The organism is Nocardia sp. NRRL S-836 (assembly GCF_001279525.1).
Classification (GTDB): Bacteria; Actinomycetota; Actinomycetes; order Mycobacteriales; family Pseudonocardiaceae; genus Lentzea.
In genome coordinates this window covers 1-19,787 of the sequence record NZ_LGDY01000149.1, presented here as the reverse complement: position 1 = coordinate 19,787, position 19,787 = coordinate 1, and the positions used below count along the sequence as shown (strand labels likewise).

Annotated in this window: 21 protein-coding genes, 1 rRNA gene and 1 pseudogene; 5 read left to right on the top strand and 18 right to left on the bottom strand. The window is 70.2% G+C overall.

All coding sequences use genetic code 11. The features are described from left to right. Positions 1-362: pseudogene (locus ADL03_RS49085) on the top strand (hypothetical protein); the annotation flags it as partial. 1,154 nt (positions 363-1,516) lie between these two features. Here the strand turns inward: ADL03_RS49085 and ADL03_RS40465 are convergent. From ADL03_RS40465 to ADL03_RS40450, 4 genes are all read right to left on the bottom strand, one after another. Next, positions 1,517-2,338, bottom strand: a complete 822-nt coding sequence (locus tag ADL03_RS40465; RefSeq protein ID WP_197289094.1) for a trans-aconitate 2-methyltransferase — start codon at positions 2,336-2,338, stop codon at positions 1,517-1,519. Positions 2,339-2,676: 338 nt separating this feature from the next. Further along, positions 2,677-3,000 carry a WhiB family transcriptional regulator gene (locus ADL03_RS40460; RefSeq protein WP_053738951.1) on the bottom strand — a complete coding sequence of 108 codons (324 nt, stop codon included), beginning with the start codon at positions 2,998-3,000 and terminating at the stop codon, positions 2,677-2,679. 99 nt (positions 3,001-3,099) lie between these two features. Next, entirely contained in the window at positions 3,100-3,342 is a 243-nt protein-coding gene (locus ADL03_RS40455; protein WP_053738950.1) for a hypothetical protein, read from the bottom strand. A gap of 135 nt (positions 3,343-3,477) precedes the next feature. Continuing rightward, the gene (locus ADL03_RS40450) at positions 3,478-5,553 is read right to left on the bottom strand and encodes an ATP-dependent DNA helicase UvrD2 (RefSeq protein ID WP_053738949.1); all 2,076 of its coding nucleotides are present in this window, start codon (positions 5,551-5,553) and stop codon (positions 3,478-3,480) included. A 56-nt stretch (positions 5,554-5,609) separates the two neighbouring features. Here ADL03_RS40450 and ADL03_RS40445 point away from each other — a divergent pair, with 56 nt between their 5' ends. After that, a complete protein-coding gene (locus ADL03_RS40445; RefSeq protein WP_369809072.1) occupies positions 5,610-6,344 on the top strand; it encodes a DUF4191 domain-containing protein in 735 nt (244 codons plus the stop codon). Positions 6,345-6,437: 93 nt separating this feature from the next. On the opposite strand, the gene ADL03_RS40440 is transcribed toward ADL03_RS40445, so the two are convergent. Further along, positions 6,438-6,911, bottom strand: a complete 474-nt coding sequence (locus ADL03_RS40440) for an RDD family protein (protein WP_053738948.1) — start codon at positions 6,909-6,911, stop codon at positions 6,438-6,440. Between the two features lie 169 nt (positions 6,912-7,080). Here ADL03_RS40440 and glnA point away from each other — a divergent pair, with 169 nt between their 5' ends. Next, complete coding sequence (glnA, locus tag ADL03_RS40435; protein ID WP_053738947.1) at positions 7,081-8,505, top strand: type I glutamate--ammonia ligase; 1,425 nt, start codon at positions 7,081-7,083, stop codon at positions 8,503-8,505. A 361-nt stretch (positions 8,506-8,866) separates the two neighbouring features. Here glnA and ADL03_RS47760 read toward each other — a convergent pair whose 3' ends face one another. From ADL03_RS47760 to ADL03_RS40420, 4 genes are all read right to left on the bottom strand, one after another. Beyond that, positions 8,867-9,115 carry a hypothetical protein gene (locus tag ADL03_RS47760; RefSeq protein WP_053738946.1) on the bottom strand — a complete coding sequence of 83 codons (249 nt, stop codon included), beginning with the start codon at positions 9,113-9,115 and terminating at the stop codon, positions 8,867-8,869. Positions 9,116-9,206: 91 nt separating this feature from the next. Further along, a complete protein-coding gene (locus ADL03_RS40425; protein ID WP_053738945.1) occupies positions 9,207-9,707 on the bottom strand; it encodes an NADAR family protein in 501 nt (166 codons plus the stop codon). An 18-nt stretch (positions 9,708-9,725) separates the two neighbouring features. Further along, a complete protein-coding gene (locus ADL03_RS49080; protein ID WP_197289093.1) occupies positions 9,726-9,887 on the bottom strand; it encodes a hypothetical protein in 162 nt (53 codons plus the stop codon). Between the two features lie 60 nt (positions 9,888-9,947). Then, entirely contained in the window at positions 9,948-10,424 is a 477-nt protein-coding gene (locus tag ADL03_RS40420) for a hypothetical protein (RefSeq protein WP_053738944.1), read from the bottom strand. Positions 10,425-10,624: 200 nt separating this feature from the next. Between ADL03_RS40420 and ADL03_RS40415 the strand changes: the two genes are divergently transcribed. Then, on the top strand, positions 10,625-10,858 hold the full coding sequence (locus ADL03_RS40415; RefSeq protein WP_053738943.1) for a hypothetical protein: 234 nt from the start codon (positions 10,625-10,627) through the stop codon (positions 10,856-10,858). Positions 10,859-10,910: 52 nt separating this feature from the next. On the opposite strand, the gene ADL03_RS40410 is transcribed toward ADL03_RS40415, so the two are convergent. The 6 genes from ADL03_RS40410 to ADL03_RS40385 form a co-directional block, all read right to left on the bottom strand. Beyond that, positions 10,911-11,843, bottom strand: a complete 933-nt coding sequence (locus tag ADL03_RS40410; protein ID WP_053738942.1) for an NADP-dependent oxidoreductase — start codon at positions 11,841-11,843, stop codon at positions 10,911-10,913. Then, positions 11,840-14,734: a bifunctional [glutamine synthetase] adenylyltransferase/[glutamine synthetase]-adenylyl-L-tyrosine phosphorylase gene (locus tag ADL03_RS40405; RefSeq protein ID WP_053738941.1), complete on the bottom strand. Its 2,895-nt coding sequence runs from the start codon at positions 14,732-14,734 to the stop codon at positions 11,840-11,842. The genes ADL03_RS40410 and ADL03_RS40405 overlap by 4 nt, the downstream gene beginning before the upstream one ends. Before the next feature lie 26 nt (positions 14,735-14,760). After that, entirely contained in the window at positions 14,761-14,946 is a 186-nt protein-coding gene (locus tag ADL03_RS40400; protein ID WP_053738940.1) for a hypothetical protein, read from the bottom strand. Then, positions 14,943-16,058, bottom strand: coding sequence for an inorganic phosphate transporter (locus ADL03_RS40395; RefSeq protein WP_304438829.1), 1,116 nt, complete (start codon positions 16,056-16,058; stop codon positions 14,943-14,945). The genes ADL03_RS40400 and ADL03_RS40395 overlap by 4 nt, the downstream gene beginning before the upstream one ends. 103 nt (positions 16,059-16,161) lie before the next feature. Then, entirely contained in the window at positions 16,162-16,917 is a 756-nt protein-coding gene (locus ADL03_RS40390) for a type 1 glutamine amidotransferase (protein ID WP_053738938.1), read from the bottom strand. Between the two features lie 25 nt (positions 16,918-16,942). Further along, entirely contained in the window at positions 16,943-17,374 is a 432-nt protein-coding gene (locus ADL03_RS40385) for a rhodanese-like domain-containing protein (protein ID WP_053738937.1), read from the bottom strand. A gap of 80 nt (positions 17,375-17,454) precedes the next feature. On the opposite strand from ADL03_RS40385, the gene ADL03_RS40380 reads away from it, so the two are divergent. After that, positions 17,455-17,904 carry an Lrp/AsnC family transcriptional regulator gene (locus tag ADL03_RS40380; RefSeq protein WP_053738936.1) on the top strand — a complete coding sequence of 150 codons (450 nt, stop codon included), beginning with the start codon at positions 17,455-17,457 and terminating at the stop codon, positions 17,902-17,904. Here ADL03_RS40380 and ADL03_RS40375 read toward each other — a convergent pair. The 3 genes from ADL03_RS40375 to rrf all read right to left on the bottom strand — a co-directional run. Further along, positions 17,890-18,717 carry a GNAT family N-acetyltransferase gene (locus ADL03_RS40375; RefSeq protein WP_053738935.1) on the bottom strand — a complete coding sequence of 276 codons (828 nt, stop codon included), beginning with the start codon at positions 18,715-18,717 and terminating at the stop codon, positions 17,890-17,892. The two genes, ADL03_RS40380 and ADL03_RS40375, sit on opposite strands and share 15 nt — an antisense overlap. After that, positions 18,705-19,532, bottom strand: a complete 828-nt coding sequence (locus ADL03_RS40370; RefSeq protein WP_053738934.1) for a GNAT family N-acetyltransferase — start codon at positions 19,530-19,532, stop codon at positions 18,705-18,707. Before ADL03_RS40370 ends, ADL03_RS40375 begins: the two co-directional genes overlap by 13 nt. A gap of 153 nt (positions 19,533-19,685) precedes the next feature. Next, positions 19,686-19,787 (bottom strand): 5S ribosomal RNA (rrf, locus tag ADL03_RS40365); the annotation flags it as partial.

Genomic DNA, 19,787 nt, shown 5'->3' with positions numbered 1-19,787 from the left:
CCCTCCCCCGCCACATCCACGTGCTGGCCGCCCAGAACACCCGCCGCGCCCATCCCGGCCTCCTGCTGGAACGCACCACCCGCCCGCCGACCGTCATCCCCGTTGACGGACTCCGCCTGGCCGTCGCACCCCGCGCCACCCTCGACCTCTGCCGCCGCGAAACCAACGCCCGCGCAGTGGTGGCCGTCCTCGACGCCGTGGTTGCCGCCGCCCTGTGCACCCCACTCGAACTGCACGAGGAACTGCTGCAGAGCCCTCGCCGCGGAACGGCCCTGGTCAGGCAGGCTTTACAGCACCTGTACCCGATCGCCACAAGCTCGGCGCCGCGCGCTGCCTGGGCGCGTTCTGGCGCACCCGGCTGACTAGCGGCCCTGGGTTCGCCGGCCGGCCCGGCCGACCTGGCTCGTCATTTCGGTTCGGCAGCCAGGCCCGTCGATGTGGCTTGTCGGCTTGACCCGTCGATCTAGCTGGTCGCTGCCGCGGATGGCCTCGCGGACCTCGAAGTCCTGCGGTGACGGGCGGCCGTCGACAGAGACCCGCAGCCACGATGGGTTCGTATTCGGCTCGTCGTCTGTTTCGGCTCGTCGCTTGGCCCGCGGTTCCAGCTCCCCGGCCTTCCTCCACGCCCAGCCACCACCCTTTCGAGTGAAGCCTGTCCGGATTCCGTCTCCCGGCCGTCTTTTTGTTCGCGGGGTTGTCCCGATCCCCGTGTTCGTTCGCCCGCAATTGAGGAAGCGCGCGAGGGGCGACCACCATCCGACCGAGCGGAGCCGCCTCTGACAACCTCACAAGCCCAGCCGACCTGACCGCTGCACCAGCACAGCCCGCCCACGCCGGCCACGATGTCACTCGACCGCTTGGCCGCCCGACCGCTCGCTGCTCAGCCGCCAAGCCACGCCAACGCCAATCTGCCGGTAACCCTTCGTCTCAGGCGTTCCGGCCGCAGCAACTGCTCGGCCGACTGTCTGACCCCCATCGGCCTGACTGCCCTGGGCGCCTGCTGCACCCGGCGTTCCCGGATCCGGTTGGCGAGGCGCTAATGCGAATCTGGTCGGCGCCCCGTACAGCACGGCCACTCCACTGAGCTGGCCGCTCCCCGTTCAGTCCGGCCGCCCGTTCAGTCCGGCCGCCCGCTCAGTCCGGCCGCCCGCTCAGTCCGGCCGCTCGGTCACCCCGATCGCCCCGACGGAACCGGTCGGCTCGATCGCCGGCTTCCCCGACACCGATTACTCCGGTCCGGCCGGGCCCAGCGCCCAGCGCCCAGCGCCCAGCGCCCAGCGCCCAACGCCCAACGCCCAACGCCCAACGCCCAACGCCCAACGCCCAGACGAGCTCAGCCCACTGGCACCTCAACGCCAATACTCATCCGGCAACTTCCCCTCGATGTCCCGCACGTGCGCCTTCGCGCACACATGACACAGCCACCGAACACCCCCACCGGCCCGCTCCGACGACCAAGCCAAGAACTCCAGCTCAGAAACGGATTCCCGCAACCGTCCACATCTGTGGCACGCGGTCACCGCCGCCGTCCCAGGTGGACGGTGTCGGTTTCCAGCAGGAACACGTCCTCCCGGGCCCCCACGTACTCCGAGTCCGACGGGTTCAGCAGCCGCTGCAGCGCGGCGCGATCCGCGGCGTGCAGGTAGGGCCCGGTGATCTCGGCCAGCCACGTCAGGCGGTCCACGGCCCAGTCGCGCACCTGTTGTTTGACCGGTGCCGGGTGGTCGACGACGAAGCTGAACGCGCTGATCTCACCGAGGCCGGCGTCGGCGAGGGCGACGTTCCAGCCGACCGGCAGGCGTACGGAGCCGGGCATGTTCTCGCGCATCGACACGAACCACTCGGCGCGGGCCGCGGCCATGCGGTCCTGCAGGCCGGGTTCGCCGACGCCGAGGTCCCACGGCAGGAAGCGGGTTTCGAGGCCGCCCTCGGCCAGGGCGAGCCAGCCGCCTGGGGCGAGTGCGGAGACCAGGCGGCGCACGCCGCGCAGCTGGTCGGGGAGGTGGTGGACGACGCGGGAGCCCCAGATGAGCTCGACCGGGCCGGCGAAGGTCAGGGGGTCCTCCGCGGCGAGGTCCGCGAGGACGGGTTTCACCGAGACGGCGCCGTCGGCTTCGGCGCGGGCTGCGGCGCAGGCGGCGTCGAGCAGTTCCGGGGTGGCGTCGACCAGGACCAAGACGCCGCCGCCGTGCTCGCGCAGGGCGGAGACGAGGGGGACGGACATGGAGCCCGCGCCGCAGCCGACGTCCAGCACGACCGGGGAGTCGGGCAGTGGTGCGACGAGTCTGCGGGCCACGGCTGCCAGCGCCTCGGCTTGCAGTGCGCCGTAGCGCCTCATGGCCGAGAGGCGGGACGACCAGTCGATTCCGTCGTGAGTGTGGTGCGGCACAAAGGATGACGGTACGGAGGAACGGCCGAGGCCGCCATCCACCTTCTCGTGGACGACGGCCTCAGCTCGAGACTGTCAGAGGTCGAAGCGAGCCGCTCTGCGTCCCGCCCATCGCGACAACCTGCGCCAACGTTGCGCTGACGCGAGGCGGTTCGCCAGGCGTTGCTCCTCTGCGTACCTCTGGGCTTCTTGTATTCGTATTCGAACGAGTTCTTCGTTCAGAGACATCGGATGGATTCCCTCGGTCAGGTAGGTGGGCAGTGCGCTGTGGTTGCTGAGCACGGTGTTCACGCAGCCGCCTCCGTCTTGTCCGAAGAAGCCACAGCCGCCGCGTCCTTGCGCGGACGGCCACGCGGCCGCTTGCGAGCGATGACGACACCGCGCTCGAAGATCTCTCCACCCCAGACACCCCACGGCTCGTGCCGCGCGAGGGCTCCCGCGAGGCACTCGGCGAGCACCGGGCAGGTCCCGCAGAAGGACTTGGCCTTCTCGAGCTCCGCCGGGGCGTCCGCGAACCAGAGGTCGGGGTTGTGGGTGCGGCAGGGCAGGTCAAGCCCGTCCGCGAGGTCCGGAAGTGTCTCGCCGGTGAGCGGGACAGTCGCGGTCAACATCAGGGTTTTCTCCTTGTGTGGGGTACTGCAAAAAACACGAAGGCCGCGGACTCTGTGCGAGTCCGCGGCCTTCGTGAGCCTGGTGGTCCTTCGACCCCGCTATGGGGTCGGCAGGAGCCTTCTCACTTGATGCGCGGACAGCGCATTCGTGTAGTTGGGCACGTCATCAACGGTCGGGCGCAGGGCCGGCTGCTCAACGAGCAGTCCGGTGACGCGCTCACGACCCAGCAGTTCCGCCGACTTGCGGGCAGAGTGCTGCCACATGGCCGGAGCGGTTGCGGGCGCGCAGAAGTGCTCGGACACGGGGAGGCCGAGTGCGCGCGAAATGCTGAAGATCTTCACAACCGGCACCTCCCTCGGAGAGCTCTGCGAGCTAGTAGTAGTTCTTCTTCCCCAGACGGGTCCTCCGGACCCGGCATGAGCAGGTTATGACCCCGTACCTGGGGCGTGCAACCTATTTAAGAAAACTTGTCCCGATCAGGTGGCGGAGTACCCGACACCGGCCCGGACCAGGCCCAACACGTCGTCGCCGAACTTATCAAGCTTCGAGGCGCCGATGCCCGAGATCGCCACGAGTCCGGCCGAATCCGTGGGTCGCTGCTCCGCGATCGCCATGAGTGTCGCGTCGGTGAACACGACGTAAGCGGGCACCTTCAGCTCACGGGCCCGGCCGGCCCGCCACTGCCGCAGCGCTTCCAGCAGTTCCTCGTCCACATCGGACGGACACGAGCGGCATCGGCCGAGCTTGATGGCCTGCGCCTCGTTCAACGTCGAGGCGCACACCCGGCAGGACGGCTTTTCCTTCTTCATCAACGGCGGCCGCTGGGCGGCACCACCGCCGGGCACGCGCGCCGCGGGGTGGTTTTCCGGCACGAGGCCGTAGAGGAAACGGGAACGGCGCCGGTACTTGCGCCCGCCCGCCGCGCGCGACAACGCCCACGAGAGCCAAAGGTGCTCACGGGCGCGCGTGACACCCACGTAGAGAAGGCGGCGTTCCTCTTCGATCTTCGCCTCGTCGCCGTCGGCGTACTGGATCGGCATCGTGCCCTCGACCAGCCCGACGAGGAACACCGCGTCCCATTCGAGGCCCTTCGAGGCGTGCAGCGACGCCAGCGTGACGCCCTCGACCGTCGGCGGGTGCTGCGACTCGGCCCGCATGTCCAGCTCCGCGCAGAACCGCGGCAGGTCCGCCTCGGGCACCGCCGCGGCCAGTTCCTCGGCGAGCTCCACGAGGGCGAGCAGCGACTCCCAGCGTTCCCGCGCGGAACCACCGGTCGGCGGCTCGTCGGTGAGCCCGACCCGTTCCAGCACCGACCGCACGACGTCGGGCAGCGGGCCGGTCACGTCGCCGGCCGAGCGCAGCGAGATCATCGCTTGGCGCACCTCGGCCCGCTCGAAGAACCGCTCGCCGCCACGCACCAGGTACGGGATGCCGAGCGACGCGAGCGCCTGCTCGTACACCTCGGACTGGGCGTTGACCCGGTAGAGGATCGCGATCTCGGACGCCGCCACGCCCTCGTCGAGCAGCGTCTTGACGCGCCGTGCGACCGCGTCGGCCTCGCCCGGCTCGTCGTCGAACTCGTGGAACCGCGGCACCGGCCCGTCCGGCCGCTGCCCGACCAGGTTCAGCCGCGACCCGGCCGGACGGCCGCGGGCCCACTTGATGACCTCGTTGGCCAGTCCCACGACCTGGGGCGTGGACCGGTAGTCGCGTTCCAGCCGGACCACCACTGCCTCGGGGAAGCGGCGGCCGAAGTTGAGCAGCGGCTGCGGCGAGGCGCCCGCGAACGAGTAGATGGTCTGGTTCGCGTCACCGACGACGGTCAGGTCGTCGCGGCCGCCGAGCCACGCGTCGAGCACGCGCTGCTGCAGCGGCGTCACGTCCTGGTACTCGTCCACGACGAAGCAGCGGTAGCGGTCGCGGAACTCCTGCGCGACCTCCGCGTTGTCCTCCAGCGCGGCCGCTGTGTGCAGCAGCAGGTCGTCGAAGTCGAGCAGCATCGCCTCGTTCTTGAGCTGCTCGTAGGTCGTGTAGAGCTTCATGATCTGCTCGGCGGGCGCCGGGATGTCGCGTGCGGCGCGGGAGGCGGCGAGCGGGTAGTCCTCCGGGGTCAGCAGCGAGGCCTTGGCCCACTCGATCTCGCTGGTGAGGTCGCGCAGCGCGTCGGCCTCGGTGGGCATGCCCAGCCGGGCGGCGGCACGGGCGACGACGCGGATCTTCTGGTCGACGAGCTCCCAGCGCGGGCCGCCGACGACCCGCGGCCAGAAGTAGCGCAGCTGGCGGGAGGCGGCGGCGTGGAACGTCACGGCCTGCGCGCCGTGCACGTCGAGGGAACGCAAACGCGTGCGCATCTCCCCCGCGGCGCGCTTGGTGAACGTGACGGCGAGGACCTGCGACGGGGCGACGTGGCCGCGTTGGCACAGGTAGGCGATGCGGTGGGTGATGGTGCGCGTCTTGCCGGTGCCGGCGCCCGCGAGCACGCACACCGGGCCGCGCGGTGCTTCCACCGCCGCGCGCTGTTCCGGATCAAGACCCTCCAGCAACGCGTCCATGCCCGGCAGTCTCGCAGATGGCCGATGCGAGGCTGAGACCAGCGCGCCGTATCCTCATGGGCATGGCTGGTAAGCAGGACAAGGCGGCTGCCAAGGAAGCGGCGAAGGTTCGCCGCGCGGCATCACGCGAACGGCGAAAGCAGATCTTCGAGGCGTTCAAGATGCAACGCCGCGAGGACAAGGCGCTCATCCCGCTGATGCTGGCGGCGGTGCTCGGCGTCACCGCGGTCGCCGTGGTCCTGGGCCTGGTCTTCGACGCGGTCTGGATGTTCGTGCCGCTGGGCGTCGCGATCGGCGCGCTGCTGGCCGTGATCATCTTCGGCCGCCGGGTGCAGAGCAACGTCTTCCGCAAGGCCGACGGCCAGCCCGGCGCCGGTGCGTGGGCGCTGGAGAACCTGCGCGGCCGCTGGCGGGTCACCCCGGCTGTCGCCGGCACCACCCAGCTCGACGCCGTGCACCGCGTGATCGGCCGCCCCGGCGTGGTCCTGGTCGCCGAGGGCGCGCCGCACCGGGTGAAGCCGCTCCTCGCGCAGGAGAAGAAGCGCATCGCCCGCGTCGTCGGCGAGACCCCGATCTACGACTTCATCATCGGCTCCGACGAGGGCCAGATCCCGCTCAAGAAGCTGCAGTCGACGTTGATGAAGCTGCCGCGCAACATCACGACCGCCCAGGTCGAGACGCTCGACGCCCGCCTCGCGGCGCTCGCGAACCGCGGTGCCGCGCTGCCCAAGGGCCCGATGCCGCAGGGCGCGAAGATGCGCAACGTCCAGCGCACCCTGCGCCGGCGCTGACCTCGGTTCCCCCGCTTCAGCCAGCACGCGAAAAGGCCCGCCGCACATATCGTGCGACGGGCCTTTTCGCTGTTCAGAGATGTGCTGTGCGGGCTATCTGACCTTGATGACGACGGTGCCGGCCGCCTTGTCGTGCAGGCAGCGGCCGTCGGAGTCCCAGACCAGCGCCGGGATCAGCGGGAAGATGAGGACCGTGCGCAGCAGCGCGCGCGGCAGGTGCACGAACGTCTTGCCGTCGATGCGCGCCACCCGCAGCCCGAACAACGCGTGCCCCGGCGTGAACCCGAAGAAGGCCACCGCGACGACGGTGATGACGAACCAGACCAGCAGGCTCCAGTTGCGCGGCAGCTCAGGCCGCGTGAACACCGCCGCGACGCCCGCGGAGAGGAGGAAGTCGACGAGGATGGCGAACGTCCGCCGCCCGATCGAGGCGATCGAGCCCGGCCCCTTCTCCGGGAAGCCGTGACGCTCACCACGCCATCGCTGCTGCTTGCCGTCGTTCGACTCCTCGCCCGGTTCGAGTACCGAACGGGGTCCTGACAGCCACGAACCGGTCCACCTGCTCACCCCACCAGAGTAAGGCCGTGCTCAACGGGTGAGGACCGGCAGGTCGCCTTGCCCGGTTGGGCGCCCCCGTTAACACTGGCGAAACATCCGAGTGACGGACGGGCAACACCGCCGACATACGGTCGCTCGCGATGGCCAGCCGTATTCCATAGCCAAGGAGTCGACGAGGGTGTTCAAGAATTCCGACGAGGTGCTGAAGTTCATCACCGACGAGGGCGTGAAGTTCGTCGACGTGCGGTTCAGCGACCTGCCCGGCGTGATGCAGCACTTCACGCTGCCGGCCAAGGCGTTCGACGCCGACGCGATCGAAGAGGGTCTTGCCTTCGACGGCTCCTCCGTGCGTGGCTTCCAGTCGATCCACGAGTCGGACATGCTCCTGCTGCCCGACCTCTACACGGCGCGCCTGGACCCGTTCCGCATCGAGAAGACGCTGATCGTCAACTTCTTCGTGCACGACCCGTTCACGCGTGAGGCGTACAGCCGCGACCCGCGCAACATCGCGCGCAAGGCCGAGCAGTACATCACCGACTCGGGCATCGCCGACACCGCGTACTTCGGTGCCGAGGCGGAGTTCTACATCTTCGACTCGATCCAGTTCGACACCACCGGGAACTCCTCGTTCCACAAGATCGACGCGGTCTCCGGCTGGTGGAACACCGGCCGTGAGGAAGAGGGCGGCAACCTCGGCTACAAGGTCAAGTACAAGGGCGGCTACTTCCCGGTCACCCCGAACGACCACTACGCCGACCTGCGCGACCAGATGGTCCTCAACATGGAGGCCCAGGGCTTCACCGTCGAGCGCGCCCACCACGAGGTCGGCACCGGCGGCCAGGCCGAGATCAACTACAAGTTCAACACGCTGCTGCACGCCGCGGACGACCTGATGCTGTTCAAGTACATCATCAAGAACACCGCGTGGCAGGCCGGCAAGACCGTCACCTTCATGCCGAAGCCGCTGTTCGGCGACAACGGCTCGGGCATGCACACGCACCAGTCGCTGTGGAAGGACGGCGCGCCGCTGTTCCACGACGAGAGCGGCTACGCGGGCCTGTCCGACACCGCACGCCACTACATCGGCGGCATCCTGCACCACGCCCCGTCGCTGCTGGCGTTCACCAACCCCACGGTGAACTCCTACCACCGCCTGGTCCCCGGCTACGAGGCCCCGGTCAGCCTGGTCTACTCGCAGCGCAACCGCTCGGCGTGCGTCCGCATCCCGATCACGGGCAACAACCCGAAGGCCAAGCGCATCGAGTTCCGCTGCCCCGACTCGTCCGGCAACCCGTACCTCGCCTTCTCGGCGATGGTCATGGCCGGCCTCGACGGCGTGAAGAACAAGATGGAGCCGCCGGCCCCGATCGACAAGGACCTCTACGAGCTGCCGCCCGAGGAGGCCCGCGACGTCAAGCAGGTCCCCGCGACGCTGGACGCCGTGCTCGACAACCTGGAGGCCGACCACGAGTTCCTGCTCGAGGGCGGCGTGTTCACGCCCGACGTGATCGACACTTGGATCTCGTACAAGCGTGAGCAGGAGATCGACCCGCTGCGTCTGCGCCCGAACCCCTACGAGTTCGCGTTGTACTACGACGTGTGATCGGTGCTGTGAGTTAGACGCTCTGTGCGAGGGCCGGGTGACTGTTCAAGTCGCCCGGCCCTCGGTCTTTTGAGGTCTTGTGACCGGGTCGAAGGACGTGGACCTTCCTTCCCGCACCCATGTCCCGGAGCATCCCGCTCGGGTGTGTCCCGGCGCGCTCCTTGAACGGCGATCATCCAGCCGTCGGGTTCCAGTTGATGGCGCAGCCGAACCAACGACTCAAAGACGGCAGTGACAGTGGGGAGTACCCGAGCATCAAGATCAGGTCGTCTCCAGGCCGTCAGATGACGCCGTTCGAGGGCCCGATGACTGTTCCAGTCGCCCGGCCCTCGGTCTTTGTGCCGTGCCGCGCTACCGCGTTTCAGCTGCCGAGCAACGTCACGCTGGTCCCCGCGGCACCCGGCCGGACGTTGGCGACCACGACATCGGCCTCGCCGCCGGTCGGCAGCTTGATCCGGGCCTCGCCGGCGTTGAGGGTCTCCGCGGACGTCGCCGCGCCGGACATTTGCCACAGGCCGTCGGTCACGGTCTCGATCACGTCCACCCGGTTCAGCTCGGCCATGGTGCCGTCCGGGTAGATGAGCCGGGCCGGTCCTGAGTAGCTGAACACCGGTTCTCCCTCCGTGCGAGCTGTGACTGCGGTTCACAACGACACACGTCGGGAGCGAGCGAGCGGTTCAGACCGTCCCAAGAGGACGGCGTCACGCCGCGCTCAGCCGGGAGCGCACCTCCATCAGCGCCTCACCGAGCAGGTTCAGGCCACGCCACGACGACGGGTTCTGCGCGAGGGGATCGTCAGCGGCCAGGCCGATGCCCCACACGCGGTCCAGCGGGCTGGCCTCCACCAGCACCCGAGACCCCGTGCCCAGCAGGAACGACGACAGCGGTGGGTTCTGCCCGAACTTCGCCAGGTTGCCGGTGACGACGATCTCCATCCGTGCCGCGACCCACGGGTCGTCGGAGAAGCCCGACACCTCACGGCCCAAAGCCTTGGCCTCGGCGGGAGAAGCGGCGGCCAGCACGCGCGCGGCGACGGTGGAGTCGCCGAACAGCAACGCTTTGCGCCACATCATGTAGTGCTCGGCGGACGCAAAGCGTTGCCCTTCGACCTCGAAGTCGCACGGCCACCACTGGGACAGGCAGCCGCAGCCGATCGAGCCGTTGCGTTCGGGCTGGTGGCTCCAGAAGAACAGGTACTTCACCGGGCCACCGTAGACGGCCTAGCGGTCGGTGTCCTCGGTGATTTCTTCCGACGTGGGCAGTTCCGGTTCACGCCACTCTTGCGCGCGCGTGGGTCCGTTGGCGCGCAGTTCGTTGGCCAGTTCCTGCTTCAGCTTGTCGTCACGGGCGAAGCCGTGCTGGTCGCTCCCGCGCTGGGTCATGGGCGACACACCTCCCAAGTGTTGAACTCGCCAGAGGCGTACCCGCACAGCGGGCGGCAATCACTTCGGGAGTGGAATTCCGGCCACCGAGACGGAGGCGCCGGTCGGGGCGAACTGGCCGGAGATCGAGGAGAACGTCAGCGTGAGCGACTTCACACCGGCGCCGACCTTCTCGTCGAGGACGACGGTGCCGGAGTTGGAGCCGCCCTGGGTGAGGAGGCCGTCCCACTTGCTGCTGGACGCGGTGTAGGTGCGCTTCAGGTCGTCCAGGACCGCGATGCCGTCGACGGGGAGGGTCATGCGGGCTTGGGAGGCGTTCGTGGCGGTTACGAAGAGTTTGACGCGGCCGTTCGCTGCCTCCACTCGGGTGACCTCGACCGTGAGCATGCCGCGCTGCTGTTTGAACGAGCCGGTGGCGACCTTCACGTCCGCCGACGGCTCGGTGACGTCCAGTGCGGCGTCGGGGGTTCCCAGGGTGTCCTGGCTGGTGGTGGTGACCGTGACGTTGGGCTTTGCGGCGGAGTTTTCGCTGCTCATGGCGTATTGGATGACCCCAAGTGACGCCAGCACGCCGGCAGCAACGGCTCCGATGGCGATCACGGTCTTACCTCGGCGCGTGACCCTGCGATGCTGCATGACTTCCTCTGCTCGACCCCCGCGACACACCACAGCTCCCCCACAGAGCGCAGTCAGTCTCATATCGATCGGGTGAAACGTCAATGCGCTAGGGTCCGCGCGTGTCTGAAGAAGTAGCCGAATTCACGGCCCCGCAGCTGCTCACCACGCAAATCGTCGACTCCGCCGCTGAGGCGATCGAAGCGGTCCAGGCCGCTGACGTGCTCGACCTCGGTGTCCGCGTCTACAACCGGCTCGTGCCCGACTCCGAGGACGGCGAGTCGCTGGACGAGGAGTGGGTGATCGAGGTCTACAGCAACGCTCCCGCTGTCGACCCGGACGAGGACGAGGACTGAGCAGCACGTCGGGGGCACACCCGCTCGGGCGTGCCCCCGATCTCGTCCTGCTCTAGACCGTCAGCACGACCTTGCCGCGCACGTGGCCGCCTTCGAGCAGCCGGTGCGCTTCCACGGCCTGCGCCAGCGGGAACGTCCGCTGCACCTCGACCTGCAGCTCGCCGGCGGCGACCCGGTCGACCAGCCACTGCGTCTGTTCCGCGTTCGGGCGTGCCCAGGTGTTGGTGACACCGTGCTCCAGCGCCCGCGGGCCATCCACAATGGACGTCATCCTGTTGCGGTCGCGCACCAGTTGCAGCGACTGGTCGAACGCCACGCCGCCCGCGTTGTCGAGCACCGCGTCGACCTTGCCGTCGCCGCCCACGAGCTCGGCCACCGCGTCGACCAGCGCGTCGCCGTACGCCACGGGCTCGGCGCCCAGGGAGCGCACGAAGTCGTGGTTGCGCGGTGACGCCGTGCCGATGACCCGTGCGGCGCCCAGCAGCTTGGCGATCTGCACCTGCAGGTGGCCGACGCCGCCCGCGGCCGCGTGCACGAGCACGACGTCGCCCTCGCCGGCGTCGACGGCCTTCAGCGACTGCAACGCGGTCAGGCCGGTCAACGGCAGCGCCGCCGCCGTCACGAAGTCCACAGTGGACGGCTTGCGGGCGACCATCCGGTCCGGAAGCGAGACCAGCTCGGCGTAGGTGCCGAGCTGCACGTGGTCCTTGCGCGCGTAAGCGAGGACCTCGTCGCCGGGCCGCCAGTCCTGCACGCCGATGCCGACCGCGCGGACCACACCGGCCACGTCCCAGCCGGGGATCAGCGGCACGTGGTGCGGCAGCAACCCCCGCAGGTACCCGGCGCGGATCTTGAAGTCCACCGGGTTCACGCCTGCGGCCTTCACCTCCACCAGCACCTGGTCGGGGCCGAGCAGCGGGTCTGGCAGGTCCTGCAGGGACATGACCTCGGGGTCACCGAACTCGGTAAGCGCAATCGCCTTCACAGTCCCTCACCGTAGAAGACACGCTCCGCCACCGCACGTGCACGACGAGTGGTCCGGCGGTACTCCTCGACGAACACCCCGGGGTCACCGCCCGGCGGGTACCCCATGACCGACGCGACGGCGACCAGGTCGCGGCCGGACGTCGGGAGCTGGTCGGAGGCCTTGCCGCGCACCAGCGTCACGGCGTTGCGCGCGCGGGTCGCCAGGTTCCACGCGGTGGTCAACGCCGACGCGTCGTCCTGCGAGAGCAGGCCCGCCTCGACCGCGGCCGCCATCGCGGCCGTTGTGGACGGTGTGCGCAGGCCGGGCACCGCGCCGGAGTGCTGCAGCTGCAGCAGCTGCACGGTCCACTCGACGTCGGCGAGGCCGCCGCGGCCGAGTTTGGTGTGCGTGCTCGGGTCGGCGCCGCGGGGCAGCCGTTCCGCGTCGACGCGTGCCTTGATCCGCCGGATCTCCCGCACCGAGGCCGCGTCCAGCCCGTCGGCCGGGTAGCGCAGCGGCTCGATCAACGCCTCGAAGTCCGCGCCCAGCGCCGCGTCGCCCGCGATGAACCGGGCCCGCAGCAGCGCCTGCTTCTCCCAGATCTCCGCCCACTGCCGGTAGTAGGCGCGGTAGGAGTCGAGCGTCCGCACCAGCGGCCCCTGCCGTCCCTCCGGCCGCAGGTCAGCGTCCACCTGCAGCGGCGGGTCCTGCGACGACGCGCCGAGCAGCCGCCGGATGTTCTCCACGATCCCGGCGGCCCACTTCGCCGCCTCGGCGTCGGTCACGCCCTCGAACGGACGGCACACGAACAGCACGTCCGCGTCCGAGCCGTAGCCGAGCTCACGGCCGCCGAGCCGGCCCATGCCGATCACCGCCAGCGCCGCCACCGGCTCACCGGCCGACCGCACGGCGGCGTCCAGCGCGCTCTGCAGCACCGCCACCCACACCTCGGACAGCGACACGCACACCGTCTCCAGCGGCATGAGCCCCAGCAGGTCGGCCGCGGCGATGCGCAGCAGCTCGTGGCGTCGCAACGACCGTGCCGCCGCGACCGCGCGCCCCAGCTCCGGGTGCCGCGACACGGCACTGCGCAACGGGTTGCCGACCGTCAGCGGGTCACGCCCGACCAGCGCCTCGGTGTCGGCCAGCAGCCGTAAGACCTCCGGCGCGCGCACCAGCAGGTCCGGTACCAGGCGGGAGGTGCCGAGCAGCACCGCGAGCCGTTCGACGACGGCGCCCTCGTCGCGCAGCAGCCGCAGGTACCAGGGCGTCTCGGCGAGCGCCTCGGACACCTTGCGGTAGGCGAGCAGCCCGCCGTCCGGGTCGGGGGTGCCGGCGAACAGGTCCAGCAGCACCGGCAGCAACGCGCCCTGGATGCGCGCCCGCCTCGACACGCCGTGCGTCAGCGCCTGGATGTGCCGCAACCCGCCCTCGGGCGAGGTGTAGCCGAGCGCGGCGAGCCGGGCCACGGCCTCCTTGGTGGTCAGCCGCAGCGCCTCGGTCGGCACGCCCGCGACGGCCTGCAGCAGCGGCCGGTAGAACAGCTTCTCGTGCAGCCGCCGGACCTGGTTGGCGTGCCTGCGGAACTCCGCGAGCAGCACCTGGCCCTCCGAGCGCTGCCCGTCCGCGGCCAGCCCGATCGACCGCGCCAGCCAGCGCAACGCCGTGGTGTCGTCGTCGGCGGGGAACAGGTGCGTGCGCAGCAGCCGGTGCAGCTGCAGGCGGTGCTCCAGCGTGCGCAGGAACCGGTACGAACGGCCGAAGTCCGCCGCGTCGTTGCGGCCGACGTAGCCGCCCCTGCCCAGCGCGGCGAGCGCCGCCGTCGTCGCCTGGATGCGCAGGTCCTCGTCGGACCGGCCGTGCACGAGCTGCAGCAGCTGCACCGCGAACTCGACGTCGCGCAGCCCGCCGCGGCCCAGCTTCAGCTCTCGTTCGGCGAGGCCGGACGGCACGTGGTCCTCGACCCGCCGCCGCATCGCCTGCACGTCCTCGACGAAGTTCTCGCGTTCGGCCGCCGTCCACACGTACGGGCGCACCACGTCGAGGTAGGACTGGCCGAGCTCGGCGTCCCCCGCGACCGGGCGGGCCTTGAGCAGTGCCTGGAACTCCCAGGTCCGCGCCCACTTCTGGTAGTAGGACGCGTGCCCGTCGAGCGTGCGGACCAGCGCGCCCGCCTTGCCCTCGGGCCGCAGCGCGGCGTCGACCTCGAAGCACGAGTGGCCGGCGATCTGCATCATCGTGCTGGCCAGCCGGGTCGCCACGCCCAGGTCGCCCTCGGCCACGAACACGACGTCGACGTCGCTCACGTAGTTCAGCTCGTTCGCGCCGCACTTGCCCATCGCGATCACCGCGAGCCGGCAGCCGTCCGCGCCGCTGACCTTCTCCGCGGCGAGCTCCAGGGACCGCCGCAACGCCGACACCGCGAGGTCGGACAGCTGCTCGGCCACCGTGTCGTACGGGACGTACGGCAGCTCGGGCTCCACGACGTGCGCCAGGTCGTTGGCGGCGATGAGCAGCAGTTTCGCCCGGTACTCGGTACGCAGGACGCCTTCGCCGGGCAACGTCACGTCGACCGCGTCCGTCAGCGACCGCCAGCGGTCCGGGTTCGCGACGAGGAAGTCCGAGAGCGCGGTGGACGAGCCGAGCACCGCGAGCAACCGGCCGCGCAGCACCTCGTCGGCGTGCAGCGCGGCGGAGAGCGCCGGCCAGTCGGCCACGTCCCGCAGGCGTTCCAGGCCGCGCAACGCGAGGTCGGGGTCAGGGCTGCGGGAGAGCGCGGCGAGGACCGGTTCGGCGCCCTCGGCCGGGCGCCGGTCAGCCCACAGCCCGAGCTCGCGCAGCACTTCCTCGCTGCGCGGCTCGGTGAGCCCGAATCTGGCTGGTGACGCGGCGCGGCCTGGTTCGCTCATCACGAACCAACCTAGTCGTCACGCCGCTAGAACACGATCAGGGAGAGCCCGTACAGCACGACGGCGACGCACCCCGCGAAGCTCGCGTAGGCACCGGCCTTCCGGTTGCCCGACAACGCCCGGATGCCCACGACGAACAACGTCACCAGGACCACGGTCGCGAGCAGCGTGGCGCCGAAGACCTCCAGCAACGCCATCCAGTTGACCGTCATGCCGCCACCTTGTGCAGCTCGGCCTGCGCGGCCACCTCGTCCACGATGTGCTCGGGCTTGATCGGCTCGCGGCGCGACAGGATCCAGATGCCCAGCGCCACCGCGCCACCGATCACCGCGACGCCGACGACACCCGCGGTGCCGCTGGACGCCCACTTGCCGGCGAGGGCACCGACGATGCCCGCGGCGGGCAGCGTGAGCAGCCAGCCCGCAGCCATCTTGCCCATGGTGCCCCACTTGACGCCGCGGCGGTCGCGGCCGAGACCGGAGCCCATGATGCCGCCGGACGCGACGTGCGTCGTGGACAGCGCGAACCCGAGGTGCGACGACGCGAGGATCGCGGTCGCGGTCGAGGTCTGCGCCGCGAAGCCCTGCGCGGGCTCGATGGTCGTCAGGCCGCGGCCGAGGGTGTGCGTGATGCGCCAGCCGCCGAGGTAGGTGCCGAGCGCGATCGCGAGACCGGCGCTGATGATCACCCAGGTGGGCGGGGCCGAACCGGGCGCCAGCGAACCGGACGTGATCAGCGCGAGCGTGATGATGCCCATCGTCTTCTGGGCGTCGTTCGTGCCGTGCGCGAGGGAGACCAGCGAGGCCGACGCGACCTGGCCGACCTTGAACCCGGTGTGCGCGACGCGCGGGTCCGCGGCCTTCTTGAGCCGGTAGACGACGATCGTGGCGACGGCCGCGACCAGACCGGCGACCAGCGGCGCGACGACCGCGGGCACCAGCACCTTGTCGACGACCTTGGCGAAGTGGATGGCGTCCACACCGGACGCGACCCAGGCGGCACCGATCAGGCCGCCGAACAACGCGTGCGACGAGCTCGACGGCAGGCCGACGTACCACGTGACGAGGTTCCACATGATCGCGCCGACCAGCCCGCCGAAGATGACGGCGGGCGTGATCTGGGTGTCGTCGACGATGCCGCCGGAGATGGTCTTGGCGACCTCGACCGAGAGGAACGCGCCGACGAGGTTGAGGACCGCCGACAACGCGACCGCCGTGCGGGGCTTGAGCGCGCCCGTGGCGATGGAGGTGGCCATGGCGTTGGCCGTGTCGTGGAACCCGTTGGTGAAGTCGAAGATGAGAGCAGTGACAACGACGATGATCACTACAAGAGCGGGATCCACACTGATCCTCCGGCTGGATCGAACAAGGTGCTCGATGTTGACGGTACCGGGTACTCAGGATGCCCTATGAACGACGAAAGTAACGTCACACCAACGGAAGTTGTGTGCGCGAACACCCTGCGGGCGGCAGTTCTCCCCGCACCAGCATCGCGAACCTGTGCACGAACGGGCGCCAAACCTCCTCGAAGTCGCGGTGCGCCTCGGCGAGGAAGTCCTGGTCGAAGTGCTGCGGCCGCGCGCACGCGGCTGATTCAGGATCTTTGGCGGCCCAGTTCAAGACGATTTCCGGAGTCGTCTCGATGTGGAACTGCAAACCGTAGGCACTCGTTCCGACCCGAAAGGCTTGGTTGGGATATTTCGGGGACGCCGCGAGCAGTTCCGCGCCGGGCGGCAGGAGGTGCACCTCGTCGTTGTGGAACTGCAGCACGTCCGGCGTGAACGGCAGATCGGCGAACAACGGGTCGTTCGCGGCCACGTCCCGTTTCGCCACGAGCAGCACCCCGACCTCGGGGCCCTGCGGTCCGCGCCGCACCTGCCCGCCGGTCGCCGCCGCGAGCAGCTGCGCGCCGAGGCAGATCGCCAGCGTCGGCAGCCGCTTCGCGACGGCGTTCGACAGCAGTTTCCGCACGTCCGCGAGCCACGGGTGGTCGATGTCGTCCAGTGCGCCCATCTCGCCGCCGAGGCAGATCACGCCCTGGTAGCCGTCGAGCGTCGCCGGCGCCGGCTGTTCCTTCAGCAGCACGAGGTCCAGCTCGATGCCCTCGGCGTCGAGCCAGTCGCCCAGCTTGGCCAGCGGGTCGGACTTCGAGGGCTGCAGCACGAGCAAACGCGGAGACGTCACGCCGGTGAGCCTATGTCGGGACAGCTCAGCAATGACACGCGACCTGGGACACGACCGCCGTGGCCTGGCCGTCCCCCTCGACCGGGTAGCCCGCCTGCTCCCAGGCGGTGATGCCGCCGGAGAGCCGCTTCACCCGGTAGCCGCGCTGGGCCAGCGCGAGCGCGCCCTTGGTGGCGGCGTTGCACTGGAAGCTCTCGCAGTAGCAGACGTAGACCAGGGCGGGGTCGAGGTCGACCCGTTCGGGCAGGTCGCGGTAGGGCAGGTTGATGGCGCCGGGGATGCGCCTGCGGGCGAACACCTCGGGGGCGCGGGTCTCGACGAGCACGTACCCCTGGGCGGTGCCGGCCAGCAGGTCGCGGTACACGTCGTCGGGGTCGGCCTCGAACGCGAGCTCGGCGGCGAAGAACGCGGCAGCGGCCGGCGGGTCGGCGGCGGGGAAGCGCAGTGCGTTGGTCATGGCGTCGATACTGCTGGTCAGCGACCCGGTTTCCCAGGTGGAAGTCCAGGCGTTCCGGCCGTTCTGCCTATGATTTCCAGGTGGAACTGGACGACCTGGACTGGAAGATCCTCGCGCTGTTGCAGCAGGACGGGCGGATGTCGTTCACGGCGCTGGCCCGCGAGGTCTCCCTGTCCGCGCCCGCCGTGACCGAACGGGTGCGCCGCCTGGAGTCGCTGGGCGTGATCACCGGCTACACCGCGGTCGTGGCGCCGGCCCGGCTCGGGCTGCCGATCGAGTCGATCGTGCGGGTGCGGGTCCGCTCGCTCGACACGCCGCGGTTCCGCTCGCACGTGCTGGCGCTGCCGCAGGTCCGCGACGCCGACCACGTGACCGGCGACGACTGCTGGCTGTTGCGCGTGGTGTGCCGCTCGATGATCGAGCTGGAGGAGCTGGTCGAGGTCATGCAGCGCTACGGCGACACGACCACGTCGCTGGTGTTCTCCTCGCACGTGCGGAACCGGCCGGTGGAGTCGTCACTCTTCGACTGACCAGCGGTACTCCGACCAGTCGGACACGTGCCGGAAGCCGATGCGCTGGTACACGGAGTTCGCCGTCGGGTCGGCCAGATCGGCGGTGAGCACGACGTGACCGGCACCCTCGCGGTGCGCCCACCGGCTGACCGCCGCGGTGACGGCGGCCGCGTACCCGTGCCGGCGGTGCTCGGGTGGCGTGTAGACCGGGCCGACCCGGGACACCCCGCCGACGGGTGTGGTGCTCGCGGCCCACGACACCGGCACGCCGTCGACCAGCCACAGCACGTGACCCGCGGACATCCAGCGGCTGTCGCGCACCCGTTCCCCGGCGGCGGCGCGGTCCACGCCGTCGAGCTCCTGGACGAAGCCGGTCCACCACGTGGTGACCAGGTCGTCGTCGGCGGGCGTGGCCAGGCGGGCCGCACCGGCGATCTCGGGCACGACGAGGTCCTTGAGTTCGTAAAGGCGGAGCACGTAGACCTCACGGCCGCCCTCCCGCCACAACGCGTGGAAGGCGTCGACGCGGTCCTTCGGGCCGGTGACCTCGGTGGGGCCGGGGTCCGGCTGCTCGCGCAGGGCGGCCACCACGACCGGTGCCGCCGCGGGTGGCATCGCGGCGACGTGGAGCGGACGGCCCTCCAACCGGGTCACCGCGCCGACGAGGGTGCCGTTGTCGTGCAGGGAGATCAGCGTCGCGGCCTGGCGGTGACCGCGCAGCACCGCGTCGACACCGGTGAGGTGCACGCTGTGGTTCACCGGGTCGGCTTCGAGGAACGCCCCGGCGAGGGCCAGGAAGCTGTCGATGTCGTCGTGCGTCACGGCTTCCACGAGTGCTCCGTCCAGTCCTCGACGGCCAGGAAGCCGATCCGCCGGTAGATCGAGTTCGAGGTCGGGTTGGCGAGGTCGGCGAAGAGCAGGACGTCGGTCGCGCCCCGGTCCAGTGCCCACCGGCTGATCACCGCGGTCACGGCGGCGCCGTAGCCGTGGCGGCGGTGCTCGGGCGGGGTGTAGACGGGTGCGACGCGGGTCATACCGGCCATCGGGACGCTCGCGGCGGCCCACGCGACCGGGATGCCGTCCACCTCCCAGAGGGCGTGACCGTTGCCGAGCCGCAGTGAGCTGCGGACCAGTTCTGTCGCGGACAGGACGGGTGCGTCCGGGACGGCTTCCCGCGAGAACGCCGTGCGCCACGCGGCGAGGAGTTCCACGTCGTCGTTCGTCGCCATCCGGCTGGAGCCCGTGACCGGCGGCGGTTCCAGGGCGCCGAGGCGGTAGAGCCGGCTGGACATCGTGACGCGGTGCCGCTCATCCCAGGCTGTGGCGAACGCCTCGGACCTCTCGTGCGGCCCGGTGACCCCGGTGATGTCCGGGTCGGCCTTCCGCAGTGCGGTGACCGCGAGGTCGACCGCCTCCAGTGGCAGGTCCGCGACCTGCGCCGGCCACGGCGGTGTGCGGATCAGCGTGCCGACGAGCTCGCCGCGGTCGTGGAAGGTGAGCAGCGTCGGTGGCAGGTCCGGGTCGGGTAGCCGGCGCGCCCGGTCGAGCGCGGTGAGCGCGACGGTGTTCCGCACCGGATCGGCTGCGAGCCGATCGTGGGCGAGGGCGTCGAACGACGCCAGGTCTGGGTGCACGACCGCGTCCATGGCTCCATCAGACCAGGGCCCGCAAGCGAAAAACGCGGGCAGAGGACGGTCTGCGAGCGAAACGGGCCGACCCGAGGCGGGTTTCGGGCATGACAAAAGGCCCCTGCGGGGAGCACACGAGGTGCTCGACCCGCAGGGGCCTTCTGAAAGATTGTCCGGCGGCGACCTACTCTCCCACACCGTAACCAGTGCAGTACCATCGGCGCAGAAGGGCTTAACTACCGGGTTCGGAATGGGACCGGGTGTTTCCCCAAC

Bases quoted from the DNA above. Each gene is read 5' to 3' on its own strand.
- ADL03_RS40465 (WP_197289094.1), bottom strand. From the start codon at position 2,338: ATGAGGCGCTACGGCGCACTGCAAGCCGAGGCGCTGGCAGCCGTGGCC.
- ADL03_RS40460 (WP_053738951.1), bottom strand. From the start codon at position 3,000: ATGTTGACCGCGACTGTCCCGCTCACCGGCGAGACACTTCCGGACCTC.
- ADL03_RS40450 (WP_053738949.1), bottom strand. From the start codon at position 5,553: ATGGACGCGTTGCTGGAGGGTCTTGATCCGGAACAGCGCGCGGCGGTG.
- ADL03_RS40445 (WP_369809072.1), top strand. From the start codon at position 5,610: ATGGGCATGGCTGGTAAGCAGGACAAGGCGGCTGCCAAGGAAGCGGCG.
- ADL03_RS49080 (WP_197289093.1), bottom strand. From the start codon at position 9,887: ATGACCCAGCGCGGGAGCGACCAGCACGGCTTCGCCCGTGACGACAAG.
- ADL03_RS40420 (WP_053738944.1), bottom strand. From the start codon at position 10,424: ATGAGCAGCGAAAACTCCGCCGCAAAGCCCAACGTCACGGTCACCACC.
- ADL03_RS40405 (WP_053738941.1), bottom strand. From the start codon at position 14,734: ATGAGCGAACCAGGCCGCGCCGCGTCACCAGCCAGATTCGGGCTCACC.
- ADL03_RS40400 (WP_053738940.1), bottom strand. From the start codon at position 14,946: ATGACGGTCAACTGGATGGCGTTGCTGGAGGTCTTCGGCGCCACGCTG.
- ADL03_RS40385 (WP_053738937.1), bottom strand. From the start codon at position 17,374: ATGACCAACGCACTGCGCTTCCCCGCCGCCGACCCGCCGGCCGCTGCC.
- ADL03_RS40370 (WP_053738934.1), bottom strand. From the start codon at position 19,532: ATGGACGCGGTCGTGCACCCAGACCTGGCGTCGTTCGACGCCCTCGCC.